The sequence below is a fragment of the Paenibacillus sp. FSL H7-0323 genome, assembly GCF_038002725.1.
Lineage (GTDB): Bacteria > Bacillota > Bacilli > Paenibacillales > Paenibacillaceae > Paenibacillus_AQ > Paenibacillus_AQ odorifer.
Map to the genome: position 1 here is coordinate 132,308 of NZ_JBBODB010000001.1, position 22,290 is coordinate 154,597.

Annotated in this window: 26 protein-coding genes; 21 read left to right on the forward strand and 5 right to left on the reverse strand. The window is 46.0% G+C overall.

The window, feature by feature from the left end:
• From MHH89_RS00705 to MHH89_RS00760, 12 genes are all read left to right on the forward strand, one after another.
• On the forward strand, window positions 1-327 hold the full coding sequence (locus MHH89_RS00705; RefSeq protein WP_076316781.1) for a phage baseplate plug family protein: 327 nt from the start codon (window positions 1-3) through the stop codon (window positions 325-327).
• Complete coding sequence (locus MHH89_RS00710) at window positions 317-1,111, forward strand: phage protein (protein WP_341086046.1); 795 nt, start codon at window positions 317-319, stop codon at window positions 1,109-1,111. The genes MHH89_RS00705 and MHH89_RS00710 overlap by 11 nt, the downstream gene beginning before the upstream one ends.
• On the forward strand, window positions 1,108-1,521 hold the full coding sequence (locus MHH89_RS00715) for a Gp138 family membrane-puncturing spike protein (protein ID WP_076316783.1): 414 nt from the start codon (window positions 1,108-1,110) through the stop codon (window positions 1,519-1,521). Before MHH89_RS00710 ends, MHH89_RS00715 begins: the two co-directional genes overlap by 4 nt.
• Window positions 1,509-1,874, forward strand: coding sequence for a DUF2634 domain-containing protein (locus MHH89_RS00720; protein WP_341086047.1), 366 nt, complete (start codon window positions 1,509-1,511; stop codon window positions 1,872-1,874). The genes MHH89_RS00715 and MHH89_RS00720 overlap by 13 nt, the downstream gene beginning before the upstream one ends.
• A complete protein-coding gene (locus MHH89_RS00725) occupies window positions 1,864-3,039 on the forward strand; it encodes a baseplate J/gp47 family protein (RefSeq protein ID WP_341086048.1) in 1,176 nt (391 codons plus the stop codon). The genes MHH89_RS00720 and MHH89_RS00725 overlap by 11 nt, the downstream gene beginning before the upstream one ends.
• On the forward strand, window positions 3,032-3,673 hold the full coding sequence (locus MHH89_RS00730) for a hypothetical protein (protein WP_076316786.1): 642 nt from the start codon (window positions 3,032-3,034) through the stop codon (window positions 3,671-3,673). The genes MHH89_RS00725 and MHH89_RS00730 overlap by 8 nt, the downstream gene beginning before the upstream one ends.
• Before the next feature lie 18 nt (window positions 3,674-3,691).
• The gene (locus MHH89_RS00735; protein WP_341086049.1) at window positions 3,692-7,372 is read left to right on the forward strand and encodes a pyocin knob domain-containing protein; all 3,681 of its coding nucleotides are present in this window, start codon (window positions 3,692-3,694) and stop codon (window positions 7,370-7,372) included.
• A 13-nt stretch (window positions 7,373-7,385) separates the two neighbouring features.
• Complete coding sequence (locus MHH89_RS00740) at window positions 7,386-8,003, forward strand: hypothetical protein (RefSeq protein ID WP_341086052.1); 618 nt, start codon at window positions 7,386-7,388, stop codon at window positions 8,001-8,003.
• Window positions 7,996-8,097 carry a CD1375 family protein gene (locus tag MHH89_RS00745; protein WP_340395306.1) on the forward strand — a complete coding sequence of 34 codons (102 nt, stop codon included), beginning with the start codon at window positions 7,996-7,998 and terminating at the stop codon, window positions 8,095-8,097. The genes MHH89_RS00740 and MHH89_RS00745 overlap by 8 nt, the downstream gene beginning before the upstream one ends.
• Before the next feature lie 77 nt (window positions 8,098-8,174).
• Entirely contained in the window at window positions 8,175-8,396 is a 222-nt protein-coding gene (locus tag MHH89_RS00750; RefSeq protein WP_051491604.1) for a BhlA/UviB family holin-like peptide, read from the forward strand.
• 23 nt (window positions 8,397-8,419) lie between these two features.
• A complete protein-coding gene (locus MHH89_RS00755) occupies window positions 8,420-8,686 on the forward strand; it encodes a phage holin family protein (RefSeq protein ID WP_341086056.1) in 267 nt (88 codons plus the stop codon).
• Window positions 8,686-9,468: a M15 family metallopeptidase gene (locus tag MHH89_RS00760; protein ID WP_341086057.1), complete on the forward strand. Its 783-nt coding sequence runs from the start codon at window positions 8,686-8,688 to the stop codon at window positions 9,466-9,468. Before MHH89_RS00755 ends, MHH89_RS00760 begins: the two co-directional genes overlap by 1 nt.
• Window positions 9,469-9,797: 329 nt before the next feature.
• Here MHH89_RS00760 and MHH89_RS00765 read toward each other — a convergent pair whose 3' ends face one another.
• Window positions 9,798-10,481: a DUF3800 domain-containing protein gene (locus tag MHH89_RS00765; RefSeq protein ID WP_341086059.1), complete on the reverse strand. Its 684-nt coding sequence runs from the start codon at window positions 10,479-10,481 to the stop codon at window positions 9,798-9,800.
• 695 nt (window positions 10,482-11,176) lie between these two features.
• On the opposite strand from MHH89_RS00765, the gene MHH89_RS00770 reads away from it, so the two are divergent.
• From MHH89_RS00770 to MHH89_RS00780, 3 genes are all read left to right on the forward strand, one after another.
• Entirely contained in the window at window positions 11,177-11,383 is a 207-nt protein-coding gene (locus MHH89_RS00770) for a transcriptional regulator (RefSeq protein ID WP_076208693.1), read from the forward strand.
• A 97-nt stretch (window positions 11,384-11,480) separates the two neighbouring features.
• Window positions 11,481-11,780, forward strand: coding sequence for a hypothetical protein (locus MHH89_RS00775; RefSeq protein WP_340395309.1), 300 nt, complete (start codon window positions 11,481-11,483; stop codon window positions 11,778-11,780).
• A gap of 11 nt (window positions 11,781-11,791) precedes the next feature.
• Window positions 11,792-12,127 carry a YolD-like family protein gene (locus MHH89_RS00780; RefSeq protein ID WP_341086061.1) on the forward strand — a complete coding sequence of 112 codons (336 nt, stop codon included), beginning with the start codon at window positions 11,792-11,794 and terminating at the stop codon, window positions 12,125-12,127.
• 64 nt (window positions 12,128-12,191) lie between these two features.
• On the opposite strand, the gene MHH89_RS31260 is transcribed toward MHH89_RS00780, so the two are convergent.
• Window positions 12,192-12,533, reverse strand: a complete 342-nt coding sequence (locus MHH89_RS31260; RefSeq protein ID WP_076274345.1) for a DUF4236 domain-containing protein — start codon at window positions 12,531-12,533, stop codon at window positions 12,192-12,194.
• A gap of 306 nt (window positions 12,534-12,839) precedes the next feature.
• On the opposite strand from MHH89_RS31260, the gene MHH89_RS00790 reads away from it, so the two are divergent.
• Complete coding sequence (locus MHH89_RS00790; RefSeq protein WP_076124897.1) at window positions 12,840-14,174, forward strand: DRTGG domain-containing protein; 1,335 nt, start codon at window positions 12,840-12,842, stop codon at window positions 14,172-14,174.
• Between the two features lie 133 nt (window positions 14,175-14,307).
• Here MHH89_RS00790 and MHH89_RS00795 read toward each other — a convergent pair whose 3' ends face one another.
• The 3 genes from MHH89_RS00795 to MHH89_RS00805 all read right to left on the reverse strand — a co-directional run bounded on the left by MHH89_RS00795 (window position 14,308) and on the right by MHH89_RS00805 (window position 15,535).
• Entirely contained in the window at window positions 14,308-14,622 is a 315-nt protein-coding gene (locus MHH89_RS00795; protein WP_076124899.1) for a YtpI family protein, read from the reverse strand.
• 83 nt (window positions 14,623-14,705) lie between these two features.
• Entirely contained in the window at window positions 14,706-15,206 is a 501-nt protein-coding gene (locus tag MHH89_RS00800; RefSeq protein WP_038569663.1) for a DUF4044 domain-containing protein, read from the reverse strand.
• A gap of 5 nt (window positions 15,207-15,211) precedes the next feature.
• Window positions 15,212-15,535: a YtrH family sporulation protein gene (locus MHH89_RS00805; RefSeq protein ID WP_036678886.1), complete on the reverse strand. Its 324-nt coding sequence runs from the start codon at window positions 15,533-15,535 to the stop codon at window positions 15,212-15,214.
• A gap of 141 nt (window positions 15,536-15,676) precedes the next feature.
• Between MHH89_RS00805 and MHH89_RS00810 the strand changes: the two genes are divergently transcribed.
• The 5 genes from MHH89_RS00810 to MHH89_RS00830 all read left to right on the forward strand — a co-directional run bounded on the left by MHH89_RS00810 (window position 15,677) and on the right by MHH89_RS00830 (window position 22,197).
• Entirely contained in the window at window positions 15,677-19,318 is a 3,642-nt protein-coding gene (locus MHH89_RS00810; RefSeq protein WP_341086063.1) for a DNA polymerase III subunit alpha, read from the forward strand.
• Window positions 19,319-19,392: 74 nt separating this feature from the next.
• Window positions 19,393-19,893 (forward strand): phosphatidylglycerophosphatase A family protein, encoded by a 501-nt coding sequence (locus tag MHH89_RS00815; RefSeq protein ID WP_036678892.1) that lies wholly within the window; start codon window positions 19,393-19,395, stop codon window positions 19,891-19,893.
• Window positions 19,894-20,039: 146 nt separating this feature from the next.
• Window positions 20,040-20,228, forward strand: a complete 189-nt coding sequence (locus tag MHH89_RS00820; protein WP_036678895.1) for a hypothetical protein — start codon at window positions 20,040-20,042, stop codon at window positions 20,226-20,228.
• A gap of 72 nt (window positions 20,229-20,300) precedes the next feature.
• Window positions 20,301-21,194: an acetyl-CoA carboxylase, carboxyltransferase subunit beta gene (gene accD / locus MHH89_RS00825; protein WP_076124903.1), complete on the forward strand. Its 894-nt coding sequence runs from the start codon at window positions 20,301-20,303 to the stop codon at window positions 21,192-21,194.
• Window position 21,195: 1 nt separating this feature from the next.
• Window positions 21,196-22,197: an acetyl-CoA carboxylase carboxyltransferase subunit alpha gene (locus tag MHH89_RS00830; RefSeq protein WP_341086066.1), complete on the forward strand. Its 1,002-nt coding sequence runs from the start codon at window positions 21,196-21,198 to the stop codon at window positions 22,195-22,197.
• Window positions 22,198-22,290 lie beyond the last annotated feature (93 nt).

The following is a 22,290-nucleotide window of genomic DNA, read 5'->3' on the forward strand; positions in this document are numbered from 1 at the left end:
ATGGAATTTATTGAGATAGAGAAGGACAACATCCCTTATCGTTTTGACATATCTATCGCTGGTGAAATGTTTGGGTTTGAAGTCCATTACAATGCTGACTATGATTTTTTTACGGTGGATCTTGAAAAGAATGGAGAAGTGCTGGTATATGGGGAAAAGTTAGTTTATGGGCAAACGCTCTTTTATGACGTCCAAGATAACCGATTTCCTAGATTACCTATTGTTCCTTGGGATGAATCGGAAAAAAGCACAGCAGTAACATGGGAGACGCTTGGTATAAGCGTCTTTTTGTTTGTTATTGATGAGGATGAGGAAGATGACGAGTAAAAATTTTGGCCGTGTCGTGGAGATTATGACTGCTAATATGAAATTCACTCTTGATAAATACACGATGGAAGGGACGGTTCCATTTGACAACGACACTTTACCTAATGAGTCGGAACTGAGGATATGGAACCTGTCACAAACAACGATAAATAACATCAAGCGTAACGCTGTCCTAATGGTGAATGCTGGTTACACCGGAGATGTTGGGCTTATCCTCCATGGTCGAATTTCATCGGTTCGAACCAAATGGGAGGGCGTAGATAAAATAACGACTGTTTATGTCTTGGATAGTGAGGATCTCTCTAAGCGAGAAGTTACAGAGATTGCTTTTGCAAAGGGGACACTAGCCAGTGCGATCATTAAGCAGATGGCGGGGTATATCGGTTTACCTGTAGCGCAAATGGCACTTAACCAGGACTACAGATATCAAGATGGTTACACAGCAAAGGGAAAAGTCACCGACATCATATCGGAGGTTTGTAAGGACTGTGGAACATCTTGTTATATCAATCAAAGCAAACTCTATATTCGTAATATTCGTAATGGTGCTGATTCTGTTTTTGCCTTGTCTCCAGAAACGGGTTTGATAGGATCTCCAGAATATTTCAAGGATAATGGCATTCAGGGATACAATATTTCCGCACAGCTGCAACAACGAATCACAACGGCTTCTGTTATTAATTTGACTTGCAGGGAATGGTCAGGAAAGCTTCATATTCGTAGTGGAACCCATAAGTTTTCCAATACAGGAGACTTTATCACAGAAACGGAGGCGATTATGTGAGTAGAGCAAATCCAGCAGGAGCACTTTCCCGTTTGCTTGGCGCGTATGCGGGTACACAAGGCGACGATATCAGTGTTGCGATGCCTTGCAAGGTTATTTCCTTCGATGATGCTAAGTTGAATGCTGTTGTGCAGCCATTACTTAAACTGACGAGTGGACAACCCGCACAGATAATGTCTGTCCCGGTCATAGGGCAAAAGGTCGAATTTGAAATTAATCTTGGTGTTGGGATGCAGAAATTCGAAACAATTATGCGTCCGCTATTAAAGGCCGGAGACGTTGTTTATGTTGTTTGTGCTGATGCTGAACTTAAAAATACATTATCCGGTCAAGTGGCAGCCCCGGACACCGAAAGGCGACACAGTCGAATGGATGCTGTAATCGTAGGGGTGTTACCATGCAGTCTATAAAACTAGATATTTCCGGAGATTTGGTGTTTTTAGACGGTGAATTGCAACTGATCTCCGGTCCTGAAGAAATTGCTCAATGTTGCACTTTGGCAGCAGGAACCAATAAAGGCGAGTGGATACTTGATCCAGAGATGGGCATTGATTTTAAGCGGATCACTGGAAAAGGGGTTACTGAAGAAGAAATTCGCGACGAGTTGACCAGTGGGGTTTTACAAGAACCGCGTATTCAGAGCGTAGATACGGTGACTGTAACCTTTGACAGAATGAAACGAACAGCTACAGCAGATTTTACGGCTACAGCTGTCAACGGCGATGTAATTACGGTTGAGGGGGTCGAGACCGTTGTTGGATAGCACAGGTTTTAAACGACTACGATTTGATGATCTATTTTCGCAAATGGAGGATAAAGCCAAGGAATCATTTGGAGACACGGTTAACACATCGGTTCGCTCACCGCTTGGAATTATACTTCGTATTTTTGCTTGGTTTTTAGCTATTATTTGGAGCACCGCAGAGGACGTATACAACAGCGGATATATTCCAACGGCCACCGGCAACAACTTGGATAGGCTGGGTCCGCAAGTTGGTATATCCCGAACGCTTGCCCAATGGGCAGCGGGATCATTGGAAATCACGGGAACTATAGGCTTTACTGTTCCGGCGGGTACCCGTGCGGCGACGAAATCCGGTGTAGTGTTTGAGACAATGGCTGATGTTACACTGACCACTGGTACCGCCACCGTTGCAATTGAGGCGTTGGAACCGGGAGTATCAGGCAATGTCGCGGCGGGGGCAATATCTGTGGTAGTTAACCCGGTACCGGACATTACTGGTGTGACCAACGTTGTAGCCGTGACGGGGGGCAGGGAAAAGGAGACAGACGCCGAATTTCGCAGTCGCTTTGATTTGTCCGTGGCGGGTGGCGGTGCGGCTTCAGTGGATGCACTTCGGGGAGCGCTGCTAAGAATGCCCACCGTCCGAGCAGCAGCGATCATCGAGAACACAGGTATGACAAAGGATGCTGCCGGACGGCCACCCAAGTCTTTCGAGGCTTATGTGCTGGGCGGGGATGAGCTGGAAATCTCTACGGCAATCTTTGCAACCAAGTCCGGCGGCGTAGAAGCTCACGGGAGCATCAGTAAGCAAGTTGCCGATTTGGGTGGACAGCTGCACACGGTTAAGTTTTCCCGTGCAAACGAGGTGGGGATCAAAGTATCTGTATCTGTGACCAAAAACGCTCAATACCCGATCGATGGTGATGACCAAATTCGATCAGCCATTATTACGTATATCGGCGGCGAAGATGCCGCAGGGTCCTATTACAACGGCTTAAGCATGGGAGCAACCGTAGTGTATACCCGATTAATCAGTGTTGTATCCAATGTTGAGGGGGTCGAAGATATGATCTTGACAGTGGGCAAGACGAGCGGAGGCCTTGGCAGTTCTAATGTGCCTATTCAGGTTTATGAAGTAGCTCGGGCACGAGCGGCGGATATTATGGTGAACAGTCATGTTTAGTGTTAAGGACATGCTACGACGCTTTGCGGACACTTATAATAAAAATCCGGAAAGCAACTTGGGTAAGATGATAAGCATTTTGCATGGGGAATTGGCAAGAGTCGGTGAGACGCTGGAACGTGTCCGTGAGTGGAAAGACATTGATGCTGCCCAAGGCACGACGCTGGACCGAATAGGCTCCAATGTGGTCCAGCCACGAGGGGCAGCGACTGACGAGGTATACCGAGTACTGCTAAAGTCCAAGATTGCCCGAAATCTATCTAAAACGGACGTTAACACCATTATTCAGGTGCTAGCCCTTGCTTTGGACTGTGATTACTCAGATATCAAAATCCAAGAGAAATTTGCTGATCCACTGGAGCCAGAGCCAGCGGCAATCAACTTGATTCGTGTTCCAGTCCGGCGCTTGAATGAGGTTGGCATGTCCCCATTACAGTTTGCTCGAATCATACAAAAGACGGTTGCAGCAGGCGTCCGAGTGGCTCAAATTGAGCTTGCTGGGACGTTTGCTTTGTCCTCTCAGTATGATGTGCTTGAAACAAGCTCATTAGGACTTTCGGACACGGATATGACTACGGGTGGGGAGTTAGGAACGGTATACGCACCAGGCGATGATTATCCATTACCTATATAGTATTTAGGAGGGAATAAAGTGGCATTTAATGAAAAGCTTCCTGAATGGCAGGAACCAGGTATAGAGCCGCCAGAGAGTAAGCGAAAGACAGGTTGGCAGATCAACGACAAACCTCCAGCCGCATGGCTAAATTGGTATTTTAACAGAGTTTATAAAGTTTTCCAGGAGATCCGCAGCAAGTTTGATACGCATACAGAAGATAACAATATACATGTCACAGTAGCTAAACAAACCGCATGGAATGTCAAAGAAACTCCTGAAGGAGCGCAGACAAAGGCGGACGCAGCTCGTGAAGCAGCAAAGGCAGCTTCGATTCCATTGGCGCAGAAAGGTGCTGCTAGTGGTGTGGCTCTCTTGGAAGCAAACAAACTAATGGTTGCTGATGGAACAGTACTATCTAGTAGAATAACTGAACGTGTTCTTGGATTTTCATTCTCGAACAGCGTAGCTAATCAAAGAATTGACTTATTTACAACTGGTGCTTTGTCAGGCTACATTGAGGTGACTGTGACGGCTAGTTGGAATGCAGTGAACGCAGCTGGTAAAATGACGAAGCGTTTTAATGTGGTTGCTGCTGCTGCTACTACCCTAAATTATCAGAGCACGCAATACCCAGAAGTAACGGGTCTTATCAATCAGCACATATCTATATCTGATATTAGTTGGGACGCCACTAACTCTCGTTGGAAAATAAGTATAGAAGCACGACATGCGCCAGGGGCTGCTATTGCCTTTGCTGTATCTGTAAAGCATGCGAGCCCTACTGCGCCACCGACGTGGAATCTGAGTGCTGTTTACAGCGGAGTAGCACCTACTGCATTACCTGTAGCAGTGCAGACAATCCCCGATGACACTGTTCTCCAATCGGGGCAAGAGTTTCAGAAGTACAAGCTCACTGATAACAGCGGAAAGGTCATCCGTCTCGCCCCTAGTACGGACCTAAACACGGTTAACCGCAACGGGCAGTATGATGGTTACCCTCTTATAAACGCACCAGGTAACAACACAGGTGCTTGGTTCTTTATCGAAGTGTTTGCACACTCACAAAACCCTGACACTATCTTTTTCCAACGAGCAACCACGTTCTCCACTGTCCCACGCACTTACATTCGAGAGTGCTATAACAGCGTTTGGGGTGAGTGGATAGAAGATGAAAACGCTAGCCGCAGGAACGTGGCGAGCGGGTATGCTGGGCTGGATGCTACTGCCAAGGTACCTCGTGCCAACACCTACAGCTCTTTAGGTGGTGCAGGTGGAATCTCCGATCTAAACACAGCATATACGGCAGGTGTATACAGCATACTTTCTGGTGCTACAGGTAGCCCAGCACCTTCAGAGTACGGTCAGCTTATGGTGCATGTCAGTCAAGGAGACCTGCATAACAACAGTACCAATTGGATATGGCAAATATTCTACAGCACATTAGGCGGTGTGTGGGCTCGTCGGAAAGTAAATGAGGGTGCTTGGGCGGCTTGGGTACCTATGTGGAACGGCTATAACGACTCCCCTATAGTTATGACTAGAGCCGCAATAGCAAACAATACCGATTTTAACAACCTAACAACTAACGGAATTTGGTCACTGTATCAAGCAGGGGGGACGATAACTTATATCAATTCTCCAAACATATCTTTTGGTATCTTATTTGTGTACAAAGCGGACACTAGCACTAACTACATTAAGCAAGAAGTTATTGATGTTACTAACGGAAACATATATACCCGAACAAAGAGCACTATATGGTCTGCTTGGAGGATATCAGAAACAACCGACAAAAAGAACGTAGCTAACGGGTATGCGGGACTAGACAATAACGGATTTGTAAGTGCGAATAATTTGCCTTACGGGGGAGTTATAAATTTACTTGGGGACTCAGGTAGATTTATGGGTATTGATGGTGACCCTAGATCTTTACAAATCACCACCTCATTCGCCAATAACTCTTTTTTATCTCCTTGGAATGGGACTACTGTATTTAGTGGGGGCAAGTTCATCCATGACAACACAACTAACGGAGGTACTGCAGGAGCGCTCACGGAAGACGTAACTAGCTTATTAACCGCGATGAGTCTTGGTGGATCAAGGTACGGCACAGAATTTTATATAGCGTCCTATACGATGGGTTCAGGTACAGCGAATTCGGGAAATGTTGCCGGGACATATCTAATGACGGTAAATAGTAACTTCCCTGCAACTGGAGTTGGCAAGGCGTATACTGTATCTTTCTGGGTTAGGGTTAAGACGGGAACAACCATTTCAATACCTAGAGATGGCAGACTATCTAAAAACGGTGTATCAACATCTGCCAACTATATTTCTTTGACTCCTGCTGATGGATGGGTGCATATCGAAAAAACAGTCCACGCAAGCAATGGATACTATAACGCAGCTCCAGGTATAGCTGCGACGGCGGGGTCTGTAGTTCAAATTGCTATGCCTGTAGTCGTAGCGGGTGCAATAGGAGTAGGCGTCCACACCTCGCCTGTTATGGGTTCTTCGTTAGGTTTCGTCCCTTTGCCAGCGACTTCATACACTGCTGCTGATATTTTATTTAAGTTGCTTACAGTAGATGGAGTAGGTAGTGGGCTGGATGCGGATTTACATGCTGGAAAAAACATGGGGGAAATCGCAAACGGTACCTTGACCTATGCTGGGTTAACAAAAGGTACAGCTCCAGCGTTAACAGCAAGTATCGCGGGTGGTGTCATAACATCTCTTATAGCAGGAGATAGAATATCTTTTAAAGCACATGCAGCTACAACAGGTCCGGTTACACTCAATGTAAATGGTCTAGGCGCTAAATCTATCAAAAAGCCAAATGGCAATAACCCGCCTTTGGCTCTTGGTGGTGTCTATACGGTTGTATACGATGGAACGGCTTTTATCTTACAGGGTGAAGGGGGTGAATATGGAACAGCTACAGCAGCGGAAGTCTTGGCGGGAAAAACGATAGGCACAGAAAACGGACTGGTGAACGGGACGATGCCAGACAATCGTTCCGTCGCTAAGGATGCGTCGGGCGCAACATTAAGCGGGTATGATTTGTACCTAAATACACCGGAGGGGTACTACAATACCACTTCTTCTATTCGTGTGAGAGAAGATAACTTAGCGGACCCTAGCAATTGGAGAAGTGACAGGACGATGTTCGGGAAACAGGGGACCATGCCCGTTATCACATCTGGCGAAGATCCAGCTCTTAGTGTAGGGAAATGGGGTGATGGTAGCTTAGCGGTGTACCCAAGAGAGGGCTACCGCAAAGGTGGCTCTGGGGCGGGTGAAATAAAAGTAACAACAGCACAACTACGATCTGTAGAGGGAGACTTAGCCCCTGCTAACATTCGTAGCGGCGTTGAAGTATTTGGAGTTACAGGAACACTGGTGGAGCGAATGTACGCAGAAGGCTATGCAGGTTCGGTAGGTGGAGGAGATGGTATATTCCGAGTTAGTGGGTTAGCATTTAGCCCTCGTATTGTGCGATTCACTTATTTTAGAGCATCTACACAAAGTACATTCGTATTCTTTGCTTCTGACATCACTATGTGGTCTTATACCGAGTTTTCGGGGACTAACCCTTATGGGAATGTAGTTTCGTCAGGTGCGATGCTAAGTCCTAACTTATGGGGTAGTAATGCCTTTTGTTCATCCCTTCCGTACAATCCGGATTTAGTTAACATTAGTTGGTCAGCTTGGAGATAAAAAAGGAGGTTTTATGATGGAAATCGGAATGAAAATATACTTTGATAAAGCAACAGGAAACGTGGTAGTAAATACAGGTGAACAGGTAGGTAGGTTGGTAGTGGAGACAACCGAGGATCAGGACTTTGCAACATATAAGGCACTGGCTGAACGGGTCCGCGATACCATTGGTGTAGTAAAGCTCAAATACGGTCAGTTTCGTCGAGAATTTGCGGAGTGTAATGGCTACCGTGTTAATCCAGATACCGAAGATTTAGAGTTTACCTATCCGGGCGAGGTTCCAGCAGAGGTGCTAATTAAACGTATCGAAATGGTAGAGGGAGAAAGTGCTAAGACTGCACAGGAGCTAGAGCAGACCAACATGAAACTCAAGCGGACAGAAACACAACTTGCTGAGTCGTTGGAGAGACTGGGGCAAACTGAAACCCAATTGCAAGAAGCGCAGCTTGCTCTTACAGAAAATTATGAAGAGTTACAGACTGCCAAACAAGAGGCGGTAGAGGCACAATTGGCACTAACTGAGTTGTATGAGCTGGTGCTTGCAGGACAAACCGGAGGTAAACCGGAAACGCCAGAGGATTCGGCAGTACCTTCAGAAACCGTAGAGGGAGGTGAAGAAGATAATGGCTAAAGTATATGCAAGTTTGATACGCAAGGATTTGAAGACACTGGAGCAGGTGCCCGAAACAAAACGTGAGGAAGTAGCAGCACTGCTAAAAGAATAGATAGAAAAAGCTGGCGCCTATAGAGGCGTTTTTATTTTGCCCTCGGATCACCGGGGGCTTTCATTTTGGGGAGATAGATGGGGGGAGGGGCAATCGTGACAGAAATGGATGTACTTAAATATTTTTTAACGCAAGGTCCATTCGCGGTGTTATTCGTTTGGCTGCTGATCTACGTAATGCGCGCGAATAAAGAGAGGGAAGGACGATTGCAGGATCTACTAGGTAAGTTTTCTGAAAAATACGATGTAATCATTGTGGAGCTGCGTGAAATGAAAGAACGATTTCCACACAGAAATTAATAATATTGAGAGGATGAATTTATATGGAATGGAATGCAGTTATGGAGTTTATTAATCCCGAATTAATGGTTGTTGTTGTAGCTTGTTGGATCATCGGTTATATCCTAAAGAAAACGCCGAAAGTACCAGACTGGAGTATCGTGTACATCGTTACGTTGGTCGCCATCGTATTTGCTGTATGGATGTTAGGGTTTGTTATTACAAGCTTTATACAGGGTATCTTATGTGGTGCTGTGGCTGTGTACGGTAATCAACTGTTTAAGCAAGCAAAGAAAAGCGGTGATATTTAATGTCTTTGACATTAGAACAAGTAAAGAGCAAGTCCTCAGCACGATTAAAAGGGTTACATCCCGTTGTTTTAGCTGCTACTACAGCTTTGATTGAGCGCTGTTACGCTCGGGAAGTACCGATCATAATTACTCAAGGGCTTCGCACAATTGCCGAGCAGGAGGCTTTGTATGCTCAAGGACGTACTAAGCCAGGTAGCATAGTCACGAATGCTAAGGGAGGCACCAGTTACCATAACTATGGACTAGCTATCGACTTCGCATTGTTACTACCGGATGTGAAACAGGTATCTTGGGATTTAAAACGTGACGGTGACGGTGACAAAGTAGCTGATTGGACGGAGGTAGTTCAGGAGGCTAAAGCTCTTGGTTTCGAATGGGGCGGTGATTTTGTCTCGATTAAGGATGCACCGCATTTTCAAATGACTTTTGGGCTGACAACCTCACAACTTCGTGCAGGTGCTAAGCCGTCAGATATTGCTATGGCAAAAGCATCGGCTATTATAGATCGACTAAAAGAGGAGGTAAAGGAAGACATGAGTAAAATTGAGGAGTTAGAGGCAATCGTAGCGAAGCAGGATGAGCGCCTAATGGACGTAGAAAAGCGATTAAACATCTCGGGCAAGGAAATATATGCCATCAATTATAGTGAAGCTATTACGGCAGCCAAGGCGGTTGGAGCGATTAAGACATCGGCTGATAAATCTAAGCTGGAGCTTAATGTTATCCAGATGTTTTATAATCTTGGCTTGTTCAAAAAAAAGGGTGATGATAAGGGTATATGAAATCCGAGTTTGCACTCATAGGTGAACATGAAGTAAGGAAGGATAGGTATAAAATGACCCTGCAAGTAGACAGCAGGGTCATTGCATTTATAATTCAAATCAGTTATATTTTACATAGGGATCGGGATTACCCGGTCGACCGCCCAGCTCGCTGTGGCGGATTTATTTTTTTTATGGTCTCCAAATTTTCAAACCCCGGCCTAAATGATAAGGATACTTGAATAATTTTTTCTCAACTACTTTATAAGCGGGATCACAAGGAGTATTCAATTCTATTTTCCTATGTTGCTTGTGAATGGGATAGCACACTAAATCAGCGTATTCCAAAATTACAAATGAACTTTTGTCTTCATCTTGAGCCCACCTAATATGTTTTTAAAGTGCGAGGAAGGATAAAAGTTAGTGCCGTTATCAATGATTTCCACTATATAATCCAACACAAATTTATCTTCTTTTTTACCTCTTGATTCTAACATCACAATACCTTTTTTATTCCCCTCATTTAGACCTTTACAATACCTTTCTAAAATAAATTGCACGGCTATATGATAGGGATGAATTGCCCAATCTGTGTATTTTTTATAATGAGCAAGTTTATCAACATGACATGAAATAATCTTGGCATTTATTGATTGAATCATTTCTGTCAGTGAAGTAGTTAACTCAGAGGGTTCAACGCTATTAAAGGGAAAATTTTTTTTCCGAATATCTCTTGAGTGGAAACAAACTCGTTTTTGTCTATTTTTATATAAGCTCATTCCATCTGTCCAATACTTATATTTAACGGTATTCACCGCTTCTTTTAATTTATCGTATCTATTCTGATCAACAACTACTCCAGTAAGTGTGAAATCCTTCATAGAGAAGTCAATTTCATCTTCCTTACCACTGCTTAGCTTACGTTTTATTGTTACAAGGTCTGAAGTTCCACTTTCATCCATTCCCATAACATAATCTGCGCCATCGGGCCAATATTCTATTATCCGAGGTCTTTTCTTCCAATCATCGTCCATATCTATTCCCCCCTAGTTGGCTACATTCATTCCTATCATATTTTGTCAGACAATGTTTTACAAAGGTTTTTTAAAGACATTTCCCTTATGTTCACAAATTATAAATTATTAATTTAAATAAACTGCTTTGTATTTACAAATTGTCCCAATCATGATACCTTAGATTACACGAACCGGAGGCACCGAGCGTGCAGACCGAAAGCATCGGCAAAAGCCCCGCCAACCTTTAGTGGTCGGCGAGGCTTTTTTTTGTGTTCCTAACGTTTAGCGCAGCGCAAGCACCAAGGAAATTGTGCTTATTGCCAGCGCAAGAACACTTATGATCATTGATACCGTCAGAGTTTTAGAGGTCTTCATAATCCCAACTCCTTTGTGATATACTATATTAAATAAGAAAGAAACAGCAGTCCTTATATTTCAGCACCCCTTGAGGGAGGTCCGCCGAAGCGGACCCTTGAGTTAGCGTCTCAGGTTGATGATGAGGGTGACTATCGAGTTAATCAAGCTGATGATTGCAGTCATCAGTGTGATTTTTACAACTCGATTGTCGTTCGGCTGTTTCTTTCTTTTTTTCTTCATTTTGTTCACCTCCTTTATATTTTTATTATATACTGGTACCAGTATATAGTCAAGAGTTTTATATACTGGTAACAGTATATTTTTTGTGGTATCCTATAGCAAAGGGGTGATAACCTATGGAACAGCAAGGTAAGGCATCAACACGCGCAAAGGATAAGTACAACGCCGCAAATTATGATCAAGTAAAGCTTTGGGTAAAAAAAGGCGACAGGGAAAGGATTGACGCTGTTGCTAAGCAACTTGATAAGAGTCGCAACGCCTTCATTTTGGAAGCGATAGAAGAAAAGATAGCAAGAGAATATACAGAGCCGCCACAGGAGTAGTCCTGTACGGCTCTTTTTTGTCATTAAAAACCATTGATTAAAAAACCAATAAGCACATATAATACAAACAAGTGTTCTTATTTTGGGGGCGTTAATTATGTTAAGCGATACACCGCGTAAGCTTTTATTGATCATTACTCATTACTCACGACATTTTGGTCGTCTCCCTTCATTGCCTGAGTTAGAACGATTGAGTGGACGAATGCCAGTTGATATCCGAAATGGGTTGAAAGAGTTGACGGAGGAAAACTACATCGAATGGAATCCAAATACGCCACCTGAAATGGCCTGCATTATCTCTGGTTGGGAAAGAGATAATCCATCACACCGAGATCCAGAAGAGGCACAAAAGGTTAAAAATGTACCTAGCAGCGCTGACTATTGGCTGTATTATTAGGGGGGATATCTATGCAGAGAAAGAAACTCGAAGGTAATGGATTGTGGGAAAGTAGCAGGATGATTATGCCTGAGCATAAAATCAGGATTCTGGACGATGTGCTCAATGAAGAGACACGTAAAAAACCTGATTTAGATCCTCAGGCGATGGTTGAGATTTCTCAGGTGTTAGCTCAATCATTAGAAGATTGTAGCCCGATCACGTTAACGGTGTTTAAAGAGTATGAGGATATGCAGATACATGGAATAGTTATGAGAGTAGATCAGCAGCTTAAACAGATTAAATTCCGTTATGATGATGATTGGGATTGGATTAAAATAGAGGATGTTGTAGGTGCTAATACATAGTAAATTCCCAAGCGCTTACGAATTTAAAAACCCCGCCATTCAAAAGGCGGGGTTTAGCTATGTTCTATGTAAAGATGATAAGAATCACAATCAATACGGCAAAGGCAATACCTATAAACTTAAATATAGTAAGATTCTTTTTTCGATTTTCAATTTGTTTTGGTGTCATTTCATCCACATTTAGTGTCGGGTTACTACGACTAGAATGTGACGATTTCCCTCCGCCAATTTTTTTAGAGTATGAAAGCCCGGTTCCAGGAAGGGATACTGTAGCCCTTTTCCCACTAGGACCGGCACTAACTCGCGCACCTTTTACACCGGCGCTAATTCCAACGCCCTTTTTACCTACGTTCAACTTTACACCGCCACCAAGATTTATAGACTTTCTAAATCTGAACGATCCCATATTAATCACTCCAACAAGGAAATTTATTCCTATTGTATAATACATTAATGAATGATGATATATAAGTTATCATTGTTAGTGTTTGCACTCGAAATGTGGGTTGGTTTATTTTTAACGTAGCTCATGAAAGAAATAACTAAAAAATCACAATATTAATGAAAGTACGCGAAACTAAACGGCAGATTATTAATAGTTAAGATAATAAAGAACCATATATAGTGTATTAATGAAAGGTTGCGCAGGTAAGCGAAAGTATATAATATATAGGTACAGTATAGTACAGATCGGAGCATGGGGGTGTAACAGTTGGAAGGTCAAGGCGATGCGATTACTAAACACGAGCAACTGCTGCAGCATATTGAAGGTCTTAAGGTAGGCACCAAAATATCTGTTCGCAAGCTCGCCAAAGAAATGTTAGTCAGCGAAGGGACTGCTTACCGTGCAGTGAAGGAAGCTGAGAATCTCGGGATAGTCATCACGAAGGAACGGATTGGTACAGTTCGTGTAGAAAAGAAACCTCGGAACATTTCAGAGCAGCTGACGTTTGGCGATGTAGTTGATATTGTTGAAGGGCATGTGCTCGGCGGAGCAAGTGGACTAAATAAACATCTGCATAAATACGTGATCGGGGCGATGAAGGTCGATGCGATGATCCGTTATATAGACGCTGACAGTCTGTTGATTGTAGGTAACCGCGATGATGTTCACTCTCTAGCGCTGGAGCAGGGTGCGGGGGTTCTGGTGACAGGGGGCTTTGGGACGAGCCGTGAAGTGAAGGCATTGGCAGACGAGCTGGATCTTCCCATTATTTCTTCGAGACATGACACGTTTACCGTCGCTTCAATGATTAACCGTGCCATTTTTGATAGATTGATAAAGAAAAAAATTATGCTGGTAGAGGATATTATCGACAGCAAACCGCGCCTGAATACGTTGAAAATCTCTAGTACCGTCGGCGAGCTACGACAGGTTTCTGAGGAAACTGGAGAGCAGCGCTTTCCCGTTACGGATGAATGGAATCGAGTCATCGGCATTATCGGTCGCCGCGATGTAGAGGAATTGACGGAAGGCCAGATCATTGAAAAAGCGATGATTCGCAGTCCGGTTACGGCTGCACTGCAAACCTCACTAGCCTCCGCGGCCCAGATCATGATGTGGGAAGGCGTGGATTTTCTGCCCATAGTGGACCGTAACCGTAAACTGGTAGGCTCCCTAACCCGTAAAGAAGTGCTGCAAAGCTTACGCGATGTCCGGAATCAACCTCAGCTGGGAGAGACTTTTGATCATCTCATTTGGAATGGTTTTGCGGATGAGCGGGACGAAGAGGGACGATTGTTCTTCCATGGCTTTATTACGCCGCAGATGGCCACGGATCTTGGGACGATTTCTGAAGGAATATTGTCTACGCTTATGACGCTCTCGGCTTTTAAAGCAGCTAAGGACATCACAGGAAATGATTATGTACTAGATAATATGTCCACTTATTTTATCCGACCGGTACAGATCGAACATGCGATCATTGTAATGCCGAGACTGCTCGAAATCAGCCGCCGTACCTGTAAGCTTGAAATTGAGATCAGCCACTCGGATACTCTGGTAGCCAAAGCTGTTCTGATGCTGCAATCCATTGATCATGGCTAAAAATGGTTTGCTAGCTGAATAGCATACGGTAAATAGGATCGTATACATGCTAAATAGACTGCCCTCATCATTGAAAGAGAGGGGAGTCTATTTTATTCTTTCTATTCCGTCAGAACAGCAGCTAAGCTTTCGACTAGTGTTGTTCCTGGCTGCGGCTGCGACTACGGCTGTAAAAACTATAGCTGCGTAGCCCCGAGAAGATGTTGAACGCACCAATCAGCAGAAAGGCAGCTTCAACAATGATATTAACGGTAGAGCCGCGAAACAAAAACATGGATATCAAGGACAGCGTTACGAGCATAGCACCGAGCATCACATTCATGACGGAGCGTTTCAGCCCTTTATCTTGGGGATTTAAGGCACGGCGGGAGGATATGCTGAACACAGCGGCACCGATTACAAAGATCACCAGCAGGATAAACAATAAATACTTGATAAATAAAACCATGGACAGCCAGCTCCTTTATCGTGTCTTGCAGTAGCCAAGAAGTAATTTCCACGTCTGTCCATTATTGTATCACACGATGGCTGTCAGCTGCGCTTAAAAGGACTGATTTCTACCCAGATTTGCAGGACGCCTTCCATGACGAGCATGGTTCGGATTTTGACAGAGTATTCCTTGTCACGCACAATGTATAGCTTACCATCCAACAGCAGTCTAACCAGTTTGCTGTCTGTATCAATATCGAACATGCTGCGGCCGCGCATCGGTTCCAGATCTGAACCCATTTGGCTTATGATTAATTTTACAGTTACGGGGTCAAGTGGGGTATCTTCTTTGGATTTGCTTTCCTCCGATCGAATTTTGATTTCTCTGATCACGGTTGAGGTATTATTGTATTTTTTGAGTGTCTGAATATCTTTTTGATATTGCTCGATCTGTACACGCAGATCTTGATTATGCAGCCATAATACGTTATATCCTACATGGTAAATAGCATTGTATATGACAGCTCCTACGACGATCCCTAGCATGAATATAGCGGAGATCTGGGTGAATCTGCGAAAACGACTGAATGGTGGAACTCTCACTGGCGTTACCCCCTGCCGCACACCCATTTTACTAGCTCACTGCCCATATGGGCTCCTAGAAAAGCGAAGGCAAGATACATGATTTGTTTGATGGCGGGGGAGAGGTTGCCTCCAATCATGTTGCTTTCAATGACCCGTAAGGGGTCCATAGTACCTCCTACAGCGGCTGCTAGTGCCCATATTTTAATCCGATCTGCCACATCCAGCATCGTTTGCGTCGGCGGTTGCAGGGATACAACGGCGCCGATTCCGCCGAGCATAGCTCCGCCAAGCACGATGCCGAAGGCGATAAAGAAGTCGAGGATAGCTTTGCTCATAAAAATGCTCATACAGGCCCCTTCCCGGACGAGGCATTTACAAGCTTTGCCTGTCCTTATGCTCTTAATCCATTCTATGGGCGGGTCCCCCTTTAATATGATAAAATAGTTTCATCTTATGTTTGATTTTTGCAGTAGAGAGGAAGTGGGGTTATGAGCCCTTTCGTGCATTTGCATGTGCACAGCGAATACAGTTTACTGGACGGGGCGGCGCGCATTACCGATCTCGTGCGCCGGGCCGGCGAATACGGCATGAAGTCGCTGGCGCTTACGGATCATGGAGTGATGTACGGGGCCATCCCCTTTTATAAAGCGTGTAAAGAGAATGGAATCAAGCCGATTATTGGCTGTGAAGCTTATTTAACCGCGGGTTCACGCCGTGAGCGGGGCAGTCGAAAAGATCAACCGATCTACCACTTGATTCTGCTCGTCAAGAATGAAACCGGCTACAAGAACTTGATGAAGCTGATCTCTATCGGCCAACTGGAAGGCCATCATTATAAACCCCGGATCGATATGGAAGTGCTGGCAGCTCATTCAGAGGGGATTATTTGTCTTAGTGCTTGTCTTGGCGGAGAAGTGCCGCAGCATCTGCTGCATGGACGTGATGAGGAGGCGCGCAAGGCTGCGCTGCGATATAAGGCGATTTTTGGCGAAGATTTCTATCTGGAGCTGCAAGACCACGGGATCTCCGAGCAAAAGAGAGTCAATCCCAAGCTGATCGCCCTTGCCGAGGACTGTGAAATTCCACTTGTGGTGACGAATGATGTCCATTATTTAGCGAAGGAAGATGCTGAGGTCCAGGATGTGCTGATCTGCATCGGAACAGGCAAAACGGTGGATGATGAGGAACGTCTCAAGATCGGAACAGATCAGCTGTTTCTAAAAAGCAGCGAGCAAATGGCGGCATTGTTTCCGCATGTGCCGCAGGCTATCGCCAATACCTTATTGATCGCAGAAAAATGTAACTTGGAGCTGACCTTCGGCAATCATATTCTGCCTGCCTATTCTCCGCTCCCTGAAGGCATGGATTCCGCTGCTTATTTGCGTGAGCTGTGCTGGAAGGGGATGGAGGAACGATATATAGATACACCGCAATGGACTACACCTGAGCAAAGAGAGACGGCTGAGAAGCGTCTCACCTATGAGCTGGGTGTTATCGAGAGTATGGGCTTCAGCGATTATTTTCTAATTGTGTGGGATTTTATTGCTTATTGTCATCGTCAGGGAATTGCTACGGGACCCGGACGGGGATCCTCCGCGGGTAGTCTCACCGCATACTCTTTGCGAATAACTGACGTGGACCCATTGAAATATAACTTGCTCTTTGAACGTTTTCTAAATCCAGAACGGATCACCATGCCGGATATTGATATCGATTTTAGTGATGAACGGCGTGATGAGGTTATTGGTTATGTAGTGGAGAAATACGGCAAAGAACATGTGGCGCAAATTATTACTTTCGGAACTATGGCTGCACGGGCTGCCGTTCGTGATGTAGGCAGGGTGCTGAACTTGCCTTATAACGAGGTAGACAAAGCTGCCAAGCTTATACCTGGTCAACTAGGGATCAGCCTTGCCAGGGCGCTGGAGAGTACACCAGATCTTAAAGCACTGTATGATAGCAATCCAAAGATTAAAGGGTTGCTGGATATGGCTATGAAGGTGGAGGGCATGCCCCGCCATGCTTCGACACATGCCGCTGGGGTTGTTATCTCGAAGGGTCCGTTGACCGATGCAGTCCCACTTCAGGAAGGTAACGAAAGTACGGCGTTAACCCAATACTCTATGGAGCATTTGGAGAGCGTCGGGCTGTTGAAAATGGATTTTCTGGGTTTGCGCACGTTGTCGATTATCGAACGCTGCATGAATTCGATTAGAGAAATGAGCGGAAGTGTTCCGGATTTCCGTGTCATCCCAGATCATGATCCAGCTACGTATGAAATGCTTGGGGCTGGTGAGACAACAGGGGTCTTCCAGCTGGAGTCGGCGGGCGTTAGACGAGTACTTAAAGATCTGAAGCCTAACGGCTTTGAAGATATTGTATCGGTTCTAGCGCTGTATCGTCCGGGTCCGATGGAATTTATCCCGAAATATATAGCAGGCAAACACGGTGAGATTGAAGTAGAGTATCCACATTCTGATTTGAAGGCTATTTTAGCGGACACCTATGGGATCATTGTGTATCAGGAACAGATCATGCAGATTGCTTCTCTGATGGCGGGCTTCTCGTTAGGAGAAGCGGATCTGCTCCGTCGAGCGGTCTCAAAGAAAAAACGTGAGACGCTGGATAAGGAACGGAGCCATTTTGTTCAAGGCAGCTTGCAGCAGGGGTATAATGAAACGGATGCAAATGCTGTTTATGACATGATCGTGCGCTTTGCTGATTACGGCTTCCCGCGTGCTCATGCCGCGGCTTATGGAGTATTGGCTTTCCAGACAGCCTATCTCAAGGCGCATTATCCGGTGCAGTTTATGGCGTCTATGTTGACCGCTGTAATGGGCACTCACCGCAAGGTAGCGGAGTATGTGCTGGACTGCCGCCGCACAGGCATCGGCGTGTTGCCGCCGGATGTGAACGAGAGCGGCGTATTGTTTACTCCGGTTCCTGGCGAAGGAACCGGAACCGGGCATATCCGCTTTGGGCTCGCAGCCATTAAGAACGTCGGAACACTGGCAGTGGAGAACATTATGGCAGTCCGCAAGGAGCGGCCGTTCGACAGTCTGCTAGATTTCTGTCGACGTGTGGACCTACGGGTCTGTAATAAGCGGGTAGTGGAATCTTTGCTGCAGGCGGGAGCTTTTGACTGTCTGCCGGGTCACCGCGCCCAGCTGCTGGCTATGCTGGACGAGACGGTTGACGCTGCGCTGAAATGGCGCAAGGAGCGGGATGAGCTGCAAATCCAGCTGTTCGACGATTTGGTGGAGACACCGAACTGGGAAATCCGCTATCCGGATATCCCTAAGTTCACCATTGGCCAGCAGCTGGAGATGGAACGTGAGCTGCTGGGGTTATATCTTTCGGGCCATCCGCTTGATGATAGCGCGGAACTGCTTGAGGAGCCCGGCATGCAGCGGCTGATGGATCTTGGTGAAGCCGCGGATGAGAGCCAGACGGTTACGGCCGGAATGGTAGTATCCGTTAAGGAAATTACGACGAAGCAAGGAAAATCGATGGCCTTCGTCGAATGGGAAGATCAGATCGAGCGCTGCGAGGTCGTGCTCTTCCCTGAGGTGTGGAAGCGAAGCCGCAGCTTGATTGCCAAGGGCGCGCTGCTGGCCTTGCGCGCTAAGGTGCAGCAGGAAGACGAAGGCTTCAAGCTGCTGGCCGAGGAAGTGGCGCTGCTGTCTGCGGAGGCTCTCCGCGGGCTGTTGCAGCGCCGCAGTGCCGCCGTGTCCCGCTCGTACAGCGCGGGACGCTCGGCCTCGGCAGGAGCGCCGCCACGCGGCGCAGCTCCTGCTTCCCGGACCAGCGGTGCCGCCACTGGTCCGGCTGCCAGGCCAGCAGGCGGCACAACGCCGCCTGCAACACCTGCACAGGCCGCGCCAACAACAGCGGCGACCTCAGGCCAGCGTGTCTTTATCAAGATCACGCCGGCCTCAGAGAATGCAGCGTTGCTGTCGCGCCTGAAAGAGCTGCTGCAGAATCATCCCGGTCCAGCTGCGACGCTTCTGTTCTATGAACAGGATCAGAAGCTCCTAGCTCTTAGCGATAATTATCGAATTAAGCCGTCCGAGGAACTTTTCGCGGCGATCGAGGTTATGCTGGGTGCAGGTACGGTAAGAATAAAATAAGAACAATTCTCCCCTTTTCCGCATACATTAGGAAACCACAGGGCACATCCCTGTACGGAAAGGGGAGTCGCAGCATGTCCTATCAAATGGCAGTAGATCTGTTGGAACGCAGAGGTGTATCACTTTCCTCCATTGCTGAAATCGTATATATTTTACAATCGGTTTATTATCCTGGTTTAACCAAGGATGAATGTCTGTCCAGCGTCAAGTCTGTTTTGGGCAAAAGAGAAGTGCAGTATACTTTAATGACAGGTGTTGCTCTTGATGAATTAGCCGAGAAAAAACTGCTTCCACAGCCGCTGCAGGCGGTAATGGAGGCTGATGAATCCCTCTACGGAGCGGACGAGACTCTGGCGCTTGGTATTACAGGGGTATATGGGATGATCGGACTGACAGGTTTTGGGTATTTGGACAAAATAAAGCTTGGAATCATTGGTGAACTGAACGATGATAAAGGTAGGATTCATGTATTCTTGGATGACCTTGTTGCCGGCATTGCTGCCGCCGCTTCCGCCAGAATTGCTCATCGGCATGAAGGGGCAAAAGTATATCCTTTAGGCACGGACAAGGAATAATTGAGCCCCTTTATTTCGTTTGAACAAGTTCCTCAGTCTTGCTTCCTATGCCCTACTCCTGTTGCGGGAAAAAAGAAAACTGTGTTATCATAATTCCATTATACGGGATACGGCTGGGAATTAAGATTGGGGAGGCCTTGCAGGGCATGTGGACGGTAATATATATCGCGCCGACCGCCAGAGTGGCGGATATGATTAAGAGTAAGCTGACAGAAGAAGGTTTTTTGGTAGAATGCCGTCCAATCAATATGTCCAAGCAGCAGTTTGAGATATTGGTTCCTTCAGGTGAGCTGGAGGAAGTACAGGAAGTCCTTAATCTTATTCTGCATCCCTGAGTTTCTTACAAGACAAAAGTCATGACAGCGGCAAGCTGCATAACGCAAATAAACGGCTGAAGAGGTGCGGGTGTGTTCAAAGATTTATTTCAGAAGAAACGGAAGTACGCGACTATTCCTTCAGAACGTCTGGAGCGGAGCGGCGGGCCTGCGGAAGGCGAACGCCCCAAACGTGAAATCCCTGAAGGATTAATGAGCAAATGTAATAAATGCGGAACGATCCAGTATAGTAAGGAATTAGAGAAGAACCTAAAGGTATGTCCTAATTGTGGTCACCACTTGCGCCTAAATGCTGTGGAGCGCATTGCAATGACATTAGACCCTGAGGGCTTTATTGAGTTTGACAGTGAAATGTATTCTATCGACCCGCTGAAATTTCCGGGTTACGCTTCCAAAGTGGAGCAACAGCAGCTGAAATCTGGACAAACTGAAGCCGTAATTACGGGTCAGGGTTCCATTGGTGGCCATCCAGTCATCGTAGCTGTGATGAATTTTGAATTTTTCTCAGGCAGCATGGGCTCTGTAGTAGGGGAGAAGATCACCCGTGCGATAGAAGAGGCCACAGAGCAACAGCTTCCACTCCTTATTTTCTCTACTTCAGGTGGAGCGAGAATGCAGGAGAGTATTCTTAGTCTAATGCAAATGGCGAAGACCAGCGCTGCGCTGGCTCGTTTTAACGAGGTTGGAGGTCTTTACATCTCGATAATTACGGATCCTACTACCGGTGGAGTATCTGCGAGTTTTGCCAGCCTTGGTGATATAATTATTGCAGAGCCTGGAGCGGTATTTGGTTTCGCAGGACGTATAGTCATTGAGCAGACCATTCGCCAGAAGCTTCCGGATGATTTCCAGACCGCTGAATTTAATCTTCAGCATGGGTTGCTTGATATGGTCGTGCACCGCAAAGAAATGCGCGCTACATTGACTAAAATTTTGGAGCTGCATGACGTGAAAGGGGGATTTTAGGTTGGCAGGAGAGTTGCCTTTTGAAATGCCTCTGGTAGAAATGCGCAAGAAGATTGCTGAACTGAAGCAGTTTGGCGAAGAGAAGGGTATTGATTTTACGGACGAGGTAGCTAGGCTGGAAGAACGATACCGTGTGCTGGAGGAAGAGATATATTCTAATATTTCTCCTTCGCAAAAAATGCATTTGGCTAGACATCAAGGACGTCCGACTTCCCTTGATCTTATGGGGCAGATCTTCACAGATTTTATTGAGCTCCACGGTGATCGGATGTTTGGGGATGATCTTGCTATTGTAGGCGGCATCGGTAAACTAAATGGGTTGCCGGTTACAGTTATTGGCCAGCAGCGCGGTAAAGACACCAAAGAGAATATTTTACGATTCTTCGGCAGTGCACACCCTGAGGGCTTCCGTAAAGCGCTGCGTCTGATGCAGCAAGCGGACAAGTTCAATCGTCCCATTATTACCTTCGTGGATACGAAAGGTGCATACCCAGGCAACACAGCCGAGGAAAGAGGTCAATCCGAAGCGATTGCCCGTAATTTACGTGAGATGTCTCAGTTTGGTGTCCCTGTAATCTGTGTGGTCATCGGTGAAGGCGGAAGCGGTGGCGCCCTGGCATTGGCGGTTGGAAATAGAGTGCTCATGCTGGAACATGCCATTTATTCGGCGATATCTCCTAACGGAGCGGCCTCTATTCTGTGGAAGGATGCTTCGAAGGCTGATCAAGCGGCAGAAGCCATGAAGATAACGGCTGCTGATCTGCTTGAGATGGAAGTTATAGAAGAGATCGTACCAGAGCCTAAAGGCGGCGCTCATCGGGATTACGAAGCAACGGCAGCGGCGATTAAGGATGCATTATGGCGGCATCTGCAGGAGCTAACCCAGATGAACTCAGTGGAATTGAAGGATGATCGATACCGTAAATTCCGTAAAATTGGTGAGTTTGCAGAGGCTCAGCAGGAACAAATTTTTATTGAAGAAGAAGTGAAGTCAGAAGTGTAAAAGTGCAAAATCATTTGCACTTTAAGACATATAGCTATACTTAGTGGGTCTTTTGGATATAGTGTAAAATATACAATTTATTGGAATTAAAAT